The organism is Streptomyces turgidiscabies Car8 (assembly GCF_000331005.1).
Classification (GTDB): domain Bacteria; phylum Actinomycetota; class Actinomycetes; order Streptomycetales; family Streptomycetaceae; genus Streptomyces; species Streptomyces turgidiscabies.
The window spans coordinates 1-11557 of the sequence record NZ_AEJB01000195.1 but is presented as its reverse complement, the minus strand read 5'-3'; the positions used below and the strand labels follow the sequence as shown (position 1 = coordinate 11557).

General features: G+C 69.7%; 10 protein-coding genes and 1 pseudogene. 4 read left to right on the top strand and 7 right to left on the bottom strand.

Translation table 11 applies throughout. The features are described 5' to 3' along the window. Both STRTUCAR8_RS11975 and STRTUCAR8_RS11970 read right to left on the bottom strand, forming a co-directional pair. Positions 1–313 (bottom strand): annotated as a pseudogene (locus STRTUCAR8_RS11975) (hypothetical protein); the annotation flags it as partial. A 180-nt stretch (positions 314–493) separates the two neighbouring features. After that, entirely contained in the window at positions 494–1456 is a 963-nt protein-coding gene (locus STRTUCAR8_RS11970; protein WP_006375933.1) for a hydrogen peroxide-inducible genes activator, read from the bottom strand. A gap of 119 nt (positions 1457–1575) precedes the next feature. On the opposite strand from STRTUCAR8_RS11970, the gene ahpD reads away from it, so the two are divergent. Together ahpD and STRTUCAR8_RS11960 are read left to right on the top strand one after the other, a co-directional pair. Beyond that, positions 1576–2109, top strand: coding sequence for an alkylhydroperoxidase, AhpD family (gene ahpD, locus STRTUCAR8_RS11965; RefSeq protein WP_006375936.1), 534 nt, complete (start codon positions 1576–1578; stop codon positions 2107–2109). Between the two features lie 163 nt (positions 2110–2272). Continuing rightward, positions 2273–3211: a M56 family metallopeptidase gene (locus tag STRTUCAR8_RS11960; protein ID WP_006375940.1), complete on the top strand. Its 939-nt coding sequence runs from the start codon at positions 2273–2275 to the stop codon at positions 3209–3211. 62 nt (positions 3212–3273) lie between these two features. Here STRTUCAR8_RS11960 and STRTUCAR8_RS11955 read toward each other — a convergent pair whose 3' ends face one another. From STRTUCAR8_RS11955 to STRTUCAR8_RS11940, 4 genes are all read right to left on the bottom strand, one after another. Continuing rightward, on the bottom strand, positions 3274–4740 hold the full coding sequence (locus STRTUCAR8_RS11955) for an AI-2E family transporter (protein ID WP_006375937.1): 1467 nt from the start codon (positions 4738–4740) through the stop codon (positions 3274–3276). A gap of 192 nt (positions 4741–4932) precedes the next feature. After that, entirely contained in the window at positions 4933–5628 is a 696-nt protein-coding gene (locus STRTUCAR8_RS11950; protein WP_006375942.1) for an aggregation-promoting factor C-terminal-like domain-containing protein, read from the bottom strand. 467 nt (positions 5629–6095) lie between these two features. Beyond that, entirely contained in the window at positions 6096–7421 is a 1326-nt protein-coding gene (locus STRTUCAR8_RS11945) for a PhoH family protein (RefSeq protein WP_006375943.1), read from the bottom strand. Between the two features lie 368 nt (positions 7422–7789). Continuing rightward, complete coding sequence (locus tag STRTUCAR8_RS11940) at positions 7790–8566, bottom strand: isoprenyl transferase (protein WP_006375932.1); 777 nt, start codon at positions 8564–8566, stop codon at positions 7790–7792. Positions 8567–9317: 751 nt separating this feature from the next. Here STRTUCAR8_RS11940 and STRTUCAR8_RS11935 point away from each other — a divergent pair. Next, on the top strand, positions 9318–9674 hold the full coding sequence (locus tag STRTUCAR8_RS11935) for a DUF192 domain-containing protein (RefSeq protein ID WP_006375941.1): 357 nt from the start codon (positions 9318–9320) through the stop codon (positions 9672–9674). Between the two features lie 334 nt (positions 9675–10008). Here the strand turns inward: STRTUCAR8_RS11935 and STRTUCAR8_RS11930 are convergent, their stop codons facing one another. After that, positions 10009–10842 carry a class I SAM-dependent methyltransferase gene (locus tag STRTUCAR8_RS11930; protein ID WP_044472062.1) on the bottom strand — a complete coding sequence of 278 codons (834 nt, stop codon included), beginning with the start codon at positions 10840–10842 and terminating at the stop codon, positions 10009–10011. Positions 10843–10977: 135 nt separating this feature from the next. Here STRTUCAR8_RS11930 and STRTUCAR8_RS11925 point away from each other — a divergent pair, with 135 nt between their 5' ends. After that, positions 10978–11466: a DinB family protein gene (locus STRTUCAR8_RS11925; protein WP_044472064.1), complete on the top strand. Its 489-nt coding sequence runs from the start codon at positions 10978–10980 to the stop codon at positions 11464–11466. Positions 11467–11557: the final 91 nt, after the last annotated feature.

Here is an 11557-nt window from a genome sequence, read left to right as displayed (position 1 = left end):
GCGCTCCCCCGGCCTCCCGCACCAGCTCGGCCCACTCCTCGCCGCTGATCCGGCGGGAGCGCAGGAGCAGCGCCTCGGGGCCCGGGGCGCCGGGGCTCTCGGCGCCGACGACCAGTCCGCGCCGGAAGTGGAAGACCCCGCCGGGGCTGCCGGCCGCGCGCAGTGCCCCGGTGTACTCCTCCTGCCCGCACTCGGCCAGCGTGTCGAGCAGCAGGCCGTAGCCGATCCGGCCGAGGGAATCCGGGGAAGGGGATGCGAGAACGGGGTCAGGGGCGGATGCGGATGCGGAGACGGAATCGCGGATGACCGACATCACTCCCCTTGGCCTTACTCACCGGAATTTCGTACATACGCCTGACGCGTAGCACTGAGGGGGTATGTGTATCAGTCCGGGCGCATATTCAGACCGGAGTCTCGCTACCTGACGGAAGTTGAGATCTCTCGCCGTTCAACGGGCTTTGTTCGACGCTCATTTGATCGAACTGTCACCTGTTTAGTCACCCACCACCCGGACGGGCAAGGGCCGCAGCGCCTCCCGCAGAGCCGCCGCCAGTTCCTCGTACTCCGCGCCCCGCACCGCGCCCGCACGCGTCGCGAGGCCGATCCGGCGGGTCGGGGCCGGGGCGGCGAAGTGGCCGGTGCGGAGCTGGTCGCTGCGGCCCGCCTCGACCCTGACGGCGGTGTGCGGCAGCAGCGTCACGCCGAGGCCGCCGGCCACGAGCTGGACGAGGGTGGACAGGCCGGCGGCCGTGGTGGTGGCCGGGGTGTCCGCGCGCCCGGCCTCCCGGCAGACGTCGAGCGCCTGGTCGCGCAGACAGTGCCCTTCGTCCAGGAGCAGCAGGTCGAGGCCGCGCAGCGCCTCACGCGGGATGTCCGTCTGACCGCCGAGCGGGTGGTCGCGAGGGGTGACGAGCACGAAGTCCTCGTCGAAGAGCGGGAGTTCGAGGATGCCGGGCATGCCGGGCATGCCGGTCGGAACGGCGATCAGGAGCAGGTCGAGTCGGCCGGTGGTGAGTCCGTCGAGGAGTCCGGCGGTCTGCTCCTCGTGGACCTGGAGGTCGAGGTCCGGGTACCGGTCGTGGACGAGACGCAGGACCGCGGGCAGGAGGTAGGGCGCGACGGTCGGGATCACGCCGAGCCGCAGGGTCCCGGTGAAGGGCGCGCGCACGGCCTCGGCCTCCTCCAGCAGCGCGGCGACCGACTCCAGCACGTGCCGGGCGCGTACGGCGAGCCGCTCTCCGGCGGGCGACAGCAGCACCTTGCGGGTGGTGCGCTCCACGAGGGTGACCCCGAGGACCTCCTCCAGCGCGGAGACGGCACCCGAGAGCGCGGGCTGGCTCATGCCGATCGCGGCGGCGGCGTCCCGGAAGTGCAGGTGCTCGGCGACGGCGACGAAGGCGCGCAGCTGGGCGAGACTGGGCCTGCGGCGCCCGTCGGTGTTCCTGGGCGCGGCCATGCCCGTACTCCTGACTGCTGGGTTTCGTTGCCGGGGTTAGCTGCTGGCTTCACTGATAGTTTTCGTGGATCAACATGGCAGAGTGTAGTGATTCGTCGGATCAATGGTGGTGAGTGGGTATGGGCCTCGCGGAACTCAAGTCCGCCCTGCCGGACTACGCGGTGGACCTGCGCCTCAACCTGGAGAAGGTCGTCGACAGTTCCCGGCTCACCGGGCAGCAGCTCTGGGGCACGGTGCTGGTCTGCGCGATCGCGTCCCCCTCGGCGCGGGTGCTGCGCGAGGTGGGGCCGGAGGCCAGGGCCCGTCTCTCCCCGGAGGCGTACACGGCCGCCCGCTCCACCGCCGCCGCGATGGCGATGAGCAACGTCTTCCACCGCACCCGCCATCTGCTCTCCGACCCGGAGTACGGGCGGCTGCGCGCCGGGCTGCGGGCGAACGTCCTCGGCGACCCGGGCGTGGAGCGGACCGACGTCGAGCTGTGGTCGGTGGCGGTGTCGGCGATCAACGCCTGCGGCGCCTGTCTGGACGCCCATGAGCGGGTGCTCCGCGCGGCGGGCGTCGAGCGGGAGACGGTGCAGGAGGCGTTCAGGATCGCGGCGGTCGTGCAGGCCGTCGCCACCACGCTGGACGCGGAGGCGATCCTCTCCGAGTAGCCGTCAGGCGGTCGCGTGGGTGACCGAGTGAGGGGGTCCCGGTGGGTGACTGGACGCGGCAGGCGGGACGTCCGACAATGGGCGCACCCTCTCTCCGTTCGTCGCCGCCTTCGTCGTACCGGCCGCGAGGACCGTCCTTCTCCGATTGAGGGAGCCACCCGCAATGACCGTCGTCCTGGTGCTGATGGCCGCCGTCGCCCTGACCGCCGCCGCTGTCCTGCCGCGTGTGCTGACCCGGGCCGGCTGGCCCGACCGGGAGCCGGTGCTGGGCCTGTGGGTGTGGCAGTGCCTGGTCGCGACCGTACTGGTGTGCTGCCTCGCCTCGCTGCTGCTGGGCACGACGGCGGCGTTCGGGACGGCCGGGGCGCACGCCTTCGCACCGGCGCCGCCCTCGTTCACCGCCGCCTACCAGCTGGGACCGGCGCCCCTCTGGCTCACCGTACTGACGCTGCTGCTGGCCTGCGGGGCGGCCTGGACGGTCGCGATGCTCGCCCGGGAACTCACCGAGGCGCGCAGGCGGCGTCGGCTGCGGCGCGTCCACCTGCGGGAGCGCGCGCCGGACCTGCCCGCCGGTTTCCCGGCCGCCCGGGGGCCACTGCTGGTCCTGGAGGACGAGTATCCCGACGCCTGGCTGCTGCCCGGACCGACGCCTCAACTCGTCGTCACCACGGGCGCGTTGCGCCGGCTGTCCGACCACGAGCTGGACGCCGTACTCGCCCATGAACTCGGTCATGCCCGCGCCCGCCACGACTGGCTGCTGCATCTCTCGCAGGCTCTGGCCACCGGCTTCCCGCGCGTCCCCGTCTTCGCGCACTTCCGGGACCAGACGCACCGCCTGGTCGAACTGGCCGCCGACGACACCGCGTCCCGGCGCTGCGGCCACCGCACCACCGCGCTCGCCCTGATCGAACTCAACAGGCACCGGGGCGTGTTGTCCTGCTCGTGCACCCGCGGGCAGCTCGGCGACCGGGTCGAACGGTTGCTGGCGCCTCCGCCGCGCCTGGACGCGCCGTACCGAGCCGCCGCGCTCCTGGCCGCCGCCGTGGCACCGCTGATCCCGCTGCTGATCGCTCTGGGGCCGGTGCTGAAGGTGCTCAGCTGAGTCTGCGGGTCCGCTGTGGCTGGTCGCGCAGTTCCCCGCGCCCCTTGAGGGGCCTGCGGCCCTCAAGGGGCCTGCGGACCCTCAGGGTGTTCGGGCTGCTGTTGGGCCTTGGTCAGGGCGATCTCCGACGCCGTGGCTCCCCGGGGCTGCGGCGCCTGCCGTAGCAGCGCCGCTGTCTCGGGGGTGTGTGCCTGGGAGTACGAGTGCAGATAGCCGACGACCGTGTTCGTCACCGCGACCAGCGGTACGGCGACCACCGCGCCGCCGATCCCCGCCACCATGCTGCCCGCCGCCACGGACAGCACCACCGCCAGCGGGTGGACCCGGACCGCCCGGCCCAGGATGAACGGCTGCAGGACGTGACCCTCGATCTGCTGTACGGCCAGCACCACCGCGATCACCAGCACCGCCGTGAAGACGCCCTGCGTCACCAGTGCCACCACCACCGCCAGGGCGCCCGAGGCGACCGCGCCGACGAGCGGGATGAAGGAGAACAGGAAGATGAAGACGGCAAGCGGGACGGCCATCGGCACGTCCAGGAAGTAGAGGCCCAGGCCGATGAAGATGGCGTCGATCAGAGCCACTATCACCGTGCCCCGCACATACGCCGTCAGCGTGCGCCACGCTCGCGGTCCCGCGCCAGCGACACCGGGACGGGCCGCCGCCGGGACCAGCTTCAGCGTCCACTCCCAGATGCGCTTGCCGTCGTAGAGGAGGAAGAGCGTCGAGAAGGCCGCCAGCAGTATGCCGGTCAGCGTCTCGACGACGACGGTGACGCCCTCCAGGCCCACCGAGGTGATCGAGTCCGTGTTGGCGCCGATCGCGTCGCGCAGATTCTCGGCGATCTTGTTGATCTGCTTGTCGGTGACGTGGAAGGGGCTGTTGAGCAGCCAGTTGCGAAGTTCGTCGATGCCGTCCTGGACCTGGTCGGAGAGCTGGTCGGTGTTCTCTATGACCTGCCAGGTCACGAACCAGCCGATCAGCCCCATCACGACGAACCCGAGGATCGCGGTGAGCGCGGTCGCCGGACCGCGCGGCATGCCCCACCGGGTGAGGCGGGCGACCGTGGGCTGGAGCAGCGCGGTGATGAGCAGCGCCACCACGAAGGCGAAGACGACGAGTTGGACCGCGCCGATGACCCGCATCAGCACCCAGAGCGTGCCGGCGAGCACCAGCAGCCGCCAGCCCGCCTCGGCCGCGACCCGTACGCCCCACGGGACGACGGAGGCGGGCTCGGGCCGCACGGCGATCGCGCCGGGGCCGGTGGGGGTGGTCGTGGTGCGGGCCCTGGGCGGCTGTTCGGGCTCGTCGTGCTCGCGTTCATCGGGTCCGGAGGCGTGCTCATGCCCGGAGCCGTGCTCATGCCCGTGTTCCGGGGGTGAGGTGTCCGGCCGGGCCGGAGTGCCTTGCGGCGAGTCCCCGTCGTCCGTGTGCTCCTTCTCCACCTCGGCCCGGCGTGCGTCCAACCGCTCACCCATCTCGGTGAGTCGGCCACCGATCCGGCCGAGCAAATGCGGCACTCGCGACATGATCCGCCCTCGTCCCCCGTCTCTCCCTCTGCCCATCGATCTCCCCCAAAGCCTCCAGAGCCTCGGGAGCAGCGGTCCACGTCCGACCGTACATGGCCGAAGCCCCTCACCGAAGGACGGTGAGGGGCTCGGAAAGGTTGAGACGACTGAGCACAGAAGCCGCGCACGGGATCCGCAACAGTCGCGGCAGGCTCAGTAGTAGTGGTTGGCCTGCCAGAAGTTCCACGCGCCGCACGGGCTGTCGTAGCGGTCGTTCATGTAGCTCAGGCCCCACTTGATCTGGGTTGCCGGGTTCGTCGCCCAGTCGGCACCGGCCGAGGACATCTTGGAACCCGGAAGCGCCTGCACCAGGCCGAACGCGTCCGAACTGGGGTTGTCCGCCTGGTAGTTCCAGCTGGACTCGTGGTCCACGATGTTGCTGAAGCACTGGAACTGGTCCGCCGGGACGATCGCCCGCGCCATCTCCTGCACATCGGCGATCGAGTACGAGTTCTGCAGCGGGAAGCTGGACGCGTCACGCGTCGAGGAGCGGCTGGCCGCTTCTTCCGCTTCCTTGCGCGCCTTCGCCTCGGCCTCGGCCTTCTCGGCCGCCTTCTGCTTGGCCACCGCGTCCTTGGCCGCCTGCTTGCGAGCAGACTCCTCGGCGTCCTTCTTGGCGGTGGCGTCGGCGGCGATGGCCTGGACATCGGCCTGCTGCGTCAGGGACGCGGTCTGCACCTCGGCCTGGGAGCCCACGGGAATGTCCGTGAGCAGCGTGGTGTCGCCTACCAGTGCCTCGGCGTTGTTGGGGGTCCCGGTGTCGCCCGAGGCCACACCCGTAACTGCGCCGACAGCGGTGACCGCGGTGGCCGAAGCCACTGCGAGTCCCCGGACCGAAATCCGGCTCACACGGTTTCCTTCCAGCATCGCCCGCTTCGGTGACCCTGGCGGACGCAATCTTGCCCCCAAGACGCTGGCCTCCCAACTGCGGGGTCACGGGAGACACGGGCCCGGTGGGCAACTCCTTTGCGGGGAGCGCCGCGTGGTGCACGGGCGGCATACGACGACGGTATGGAGTTGAAGGCGGTGCTTCGGTGGTGCCGTACTACTGGGGGTACAGATGTGTCGTATGCGGGGCCTGACAGGAGTGAGACTCTGCCGCACCCGGACGCCGGGTGGCAATTCCGAGTTGCGTGTGAAAGCTCACACCTCGTTTGTCCCCGGTGATTTCAGGAAAGCCGCAGACGCGGAAGCGCCGCCCGGCTAGGCTCTTCGCCTTTGCCGGACGGCGCCTCTTTCCTGCAGCACTTGAACTACGCGATAACCGGACGCAATTGCCCAATCGGCCTAGCGAGTTCCTATCTGCCCAACCAGGGTCAGATCTGCCCGTCCTCCAGCATTTCGGTCACCAGTGCGGCGATCTGGGATCGCTCGGACCGGGTGAGGGTGACGTGCGCGAAGAGCGGGTGCCCCTTCAGCTTCTCGACGACGGCCACGACACCGTCGTACCGGCCGACCCGGAGATTGTCCCGTTGCGCCACGTCATGGGTGAGAATCACCCGCGAGTTGGAGCCGATGCGGGACAGCACGGTGAGCAGGACGTTCCGCTCCAGCGACTGTGCCTCGTCCACGATCACGAACGCGTCGTGGAGCGACCGGCCACGGATGTGGGTGAGGGGCAGCACTTCGAGCATGCCGCGTGCGGTGATCTCCTCGATGACCTCGCGGCTGGTGACCGCGGACAGCGTGTCGAAGACCGCCTGAGCCCAGGGGCCCATCTTCTCGGACTCGGAACCCGGCAGATAGCCGAGTTCCTGCCCGCCCACCGCGTACAGCGGCCGGAAGACCATCACCTTCTGGTGCTGCCGCCGTTCCAGCACGGCCTCCAGTCCCGCGCACAGCGCGAGCGCCGACTTGCCGGTGCCCGCCCGGCCGCCCATGGACACGATCCCGATGTCCGGATCGAGAAGGATGTCGAGCGCGATCCGCTGTTCGGCACTCCTCCCCTTGATACCGAACGCCTCGCGATCCCCGCGTACGAGACGGACGTTGCCCTCCGCCGTGACGCGCCCCAGTGCCTTGCCGCGCTCCGACTGGATCGTCAGACCGGTGTGCACCGGCAGCTCGGAGGCCTCGGGAACGTATGCGTGCCCCTCCTCGAAGAGAAGGTCGACCTGCTCGCCGGCCAGGGTCAGTTCGGACATTCCGGTCCAGCCGGATGAGCCCGTGATGGCCAGTTCCGCGCGGTACTCCTCAGCGAGGAGACCGACGGACGAGGCCTTGATCCTGAGCGGCAGGTCCTTCGACACGACGGTGACGTCGTACCCCTCGGCCTGCAGATTGCGGGCGACCGCGAGGATGCGGGAGTCGTTGTCCCCCAGGCGATAGCCGCTTGGCAGCACGCTGGGGTCCGAGTGGTTGAGCTCGACACGGACGGTCCCACCCAGCTCCCCGATCGGAATCGGGGCGTCGAGACGACCGAACCGGACGCGGAACTCGTCCAGCAGGCGCAGGGCCTGCCGGGCGAAGTACCCGAGTTCGGGATGGTGCCGCTTGGCCTCCAACTCCGTGACCACGACGATCGGCAGCACGACTTCGTGCTCCTCGAAGCGGTTCAGGGCGCCTGGATCGGCCAGCAGGACGCTGGTGTCGAGAACATAGGTGCGCCGGTCTGGCATACGGCGCTTTGTGCTGGTCACCACGGAAGGACGTACCCCCTCGGATGAGGTCGGGGAGCGACGAAGGAGATCTGGACCGGTCGACGGCCCCAGTGCGCGGGCCGAGAACCGGCCCTCCGCCTGTTCGCCCGTGCTGTGACCACACGGTCGGGCTGGTGCAAAGGGCCTCCCGGGCGGACGGCCCCGTGCCGTCCGCTGAGATACGACACCCGTGGTTCGGGTGTCGACCTGCTTGGCTTATGCCCTCGAACATGCGCGGCCATGCCACGACAAACGGCGGCGCGCTGGTGAACTCCTTGTTACATCCGTCCCAGGGAGGGCGAATTTCACTCCGTGGGCCCATTCGGGGCCGGGTCGGCTCCGGCTCGACTCCGGCTCGACTCCGGCTCGGTTCAGCCGCCGAAGCGCCGGTGGCGGGCCGCGTAGTCACGCAGGGCGCGCAGGAAGTCGACCTTGCGGAAGGCCGGCCAGAAGACCTCGCAGAAGTAGTACTCCGAATGGGCCGTCTGCCAGAGCATGAACCCGGACAGCCGCTGCTCGCCGCTGGTGCGGATGACGAGGTCGGGGTCGGGCTGGTCGCTGGTGTAGAGGTGCTTGCCGATCATGTCGACGTCGACGCTCTCGGCGAGCTCCTCCAGCGAGGTGCCCTTGTCGTGGGCGTCGAGCATCATCGACCGCACGGCGTCGGCGATCTCCTGCCGGCCGCCGTAGCCGATGGCGACGTTGACGAGTATTCCGCCCGCGACGTGCGCGGTGGCCTCCTCGGCCTCCTTGAGCTGGGTCTGCAGCTGCCCGGGGAGCAGGTCGAGGTTGCCGACGTGGTGGACCCGCCAGCGGCCGTCGGCGGCGAGGGAGGTCACGACGTTCTCGATGATCTCGAGAAGTGGTGCCAACTCCTCCTGCGGACGGTTGACGTTGTCCGTGGAGAGCAGCCAGAGGGTGACGACCTCGACGTCGGTCTCGGAGCACCAGCCGAGGAACTCCTCGATCTTGTCCGCGCCGGCCCGGTGCCCCTGGGCGGTGGTGGAGCCGGCCGCCTTCGCCCAGCGACGGTTGCCGTCCACGATGACGCCGATGTGCTTGGGCACCTGGTCGTGGTCGAGGTGGCCCTCCACCCTGCGTGTGTAGACCCTGACCAGCAGTCGGCGCAGGTTGTCGCGCAGGTTCACGTGTTTGTCAGCCCCTCCGTACGGATCGGACAGGCGCGGCCGGGCGCGATCCCTGGCGCGATTTCCTGCCCGTGTGGTGGTCCTCGGGGGTGGCGATCCCCGGAGGGGAAGCGTACCGCTGCGGAACGGGGGCTCCTGCGCCCGGGGAACGGGGGCCGTGCGCCCAGGGGGCCATCGGCGCGCAAAGGGGACCTTGCCACCAGGACCTCACCCCCGCGAGAGAAGGGGACGCGGAGCAGGGTGCGGAAGGGGGACTGGAGCGTGCGAGGGGGAGGGGCAGGGAGGGCGAGGGAAGGCGCCGCGAAGTGCGCGAAAGGCGGGCTCGGAGAGCGGTGGTATCCGGCTGGCTCCGTCCGGGCACAAAAAACGGGCCGGTCCGTGGGGGGGGGAGACGGACCGGCCCGAGGGGGGGCTTCCACCATAACCCTTCGTGAGTGATGCTGCGTACATCGACGCGGAACAACTACTCTCCGAAGTCGTCCGGCAACGCGTGGATGGCCTCGGGAGCCCGTTTTCACAGCTGGATCATGGCCGGAAAACAGCTGATTCCCAGGAAACGGCGTGAGATTCCGGGCGATCCAGAGGCGTCAGGCGGCTTTCATCCCCTGGTCCGATACCACCCGTCAACCCTGGGGCCATCCGGGTGCCGGACGGTCGCCGGCAAGGTTCCGAGGGGGTCCGAACCCGACACCCTCCCCCAGGGCGACCCGGTCGCGAACGCTTGCTTGACTCCGCCGTTAACTTCGCAGCCATGGCCACGTTCACCACCACAGAGACACCGGAGCCGATTCCGCTGGAGCTCGCCGAGTCGGGACAAGCACGCCGACGCGGACTGCTGGGCCGGGACGGAATCGAGGGCGCACTGCTGCTGACACCGGCGAGTTCGGTGCACACGTTCGGAATGCGATTCGCGATCGACGTCGCCTATCTCGACGGAAAGGCGCGGGTCCGGGCGGTAAGGACCATGCGCCCGAGCCGAGTTGGACTCCCCCGCCCATGGGTCCGGTCGGTCCTGGAGGCGGAGGCCGGAGCCTTGGAGAAGTGGGGCGTTCGGCGGGGCGTACGACTCACGATCCGGGCCGACGGTGCGACACCGGAGGACCGTTGAGCAGGCGAGGCCCGGGCTCGTGCGAGCCGGGGACAGACGGGCAGGGCACCGCGCAGGCCCCTCCTCTGCGCGGTGCCGTCCGCGCAGCTTTGCTGGCGCGAATTACCTTTACCCAAATTTACGGGACGCCGACCCGTGCTCAGGAACCCCAGCGATAACGATGTGGAAACCTCGTGAAACCTTTTCGGGCATACGCACACATGTCACGCGGGGGGCGGAAGGTCTGCGACCGACCACCCCCCTCCCGCCGGATTTTCGCCAATATTCGGACGAAGGTGAGCGATATCCGGAGGCCCAGCTCCGGCAGGTCGCATTAATTAACGAATAGACCGTTTTACCCCAGAGTGTGCGGGCCGCATCGGTCGGAAGGCTTGCGGGCCTCGAAGAGATGGCGGCTGCTGTGCGCCACGAACGAGCCCTCGGCTTCGATCAGCTCGTGCAGGGACCGGAGTTGGGGCCGGTAGGCGTCGACGGTGAACCCGGGCACCATCCAGATCACCTTTCGCAGGAAGTGCACGACGGCGGCGATGTCGTAGAACTCCATCCGCAGTCGCTCGGCGCGCAGTTCGACGATCTCCAGCCCGGCGGCTTCCGCGCCGGCCCGCTCACGGTCGGGGTGGCGGGCGCCGCGCTGCTGGTCCGGCTGCGGGCCGAGGAAGTGCTCGACGAGTTCGTACGCGCTGGCGGGACCGACGTGCTGGGCGAAGTACGTACCGCCGGGCCGCAGGACGCGGGCGATCTCGGTCCAGTGCGGAGAGACGGGGTGCCGGCTCACGACCAGATCGAAGGCCTCAGCGGCGAAAGGCAACGGTGCGTCGTCCGGAACGGCGACGACTGCCGCGCCGCGCGGGTGGAGAAGGGCGGTGGCCCTGACGACGTTCGGCGGCCAGCCCTCGGTGGCGACGGTGAGCGGGGGCAGCTTCGGGGCGGTGTTGAGTACCTCTCCGCCCCCGGTGTGCACGTCGAGCGCGGCGGACACGCGGCCCAGCCGCTCCCCCATGGCCCGGGCGTACCCCCAGGTGGGCCGCGCCTCGGTGGCCCGCCCGTCGAACCAGGAGAAGTCCCAGCCCTCGGTGGGCACGGCGGCGCCTTCGGCGAGGAGTTGCTCGAAGGTGGGCGGAGAGGTGGTTGCGGACGCGGGTGTGGGCACGGGCGTGGGCACGGACATGGGGGTGATGGTCGCAGGCGGATGTCAGTGGCCGCTGATAATTTCCGAGCGGTTCGAAGCTGTACGAAGCGGTGTCAAGGGCTGTTGGGCGACATGAAGCTGTGCGGGGCCGGGAGAGGGAAGGTGGTGCGGGACATGCTGTACGCCGATGACGAGACGACGACGCTGCGCGCGAAGCTCGACCAGGAGCGGGACGCGGTGCTGTGGAAGCTGGAGGGCCTGGACGACGAGCAGGTCCGAAGGCCGATGACACCGTCGGGGACGAGTCTGCTGGGGCTGGTGAAGCACCTGGCGTCGGTCGAGTACGGCTGGTTCGTGGCGACGTTCGGCCGGGAGACGGAGCCCTTCTGGTTCGACCCGTACCTCGGGGAGGACATGACCACGGGCCCGGACGAGACCAAGGCCACGATCACCGACTTCTACGCCCGCGCCCGAGCCGCCGCCGACCGCATACTGACGGAACTCCCGCTGGACACCCTGGGCAAGCCGGCGTGGCGGGACGACGAGTGCTCCCTGCGCTGGGTCCTGGTCCGCATGACGGCGGAGACGGCACGGCACGCGGGGCACATGGACATCCTGCGGGAGTTGATCGACGGGGGGACAGGGGCGTATCGCCCGTCATGACCCGACAGGGCTCTCCTGGCTGTTGAGGACGAGCAGGATGTGCTCGTCCTCGCCGTGGCGGACGGTTCCGCTGCGACGGAAGCCGTGCTTT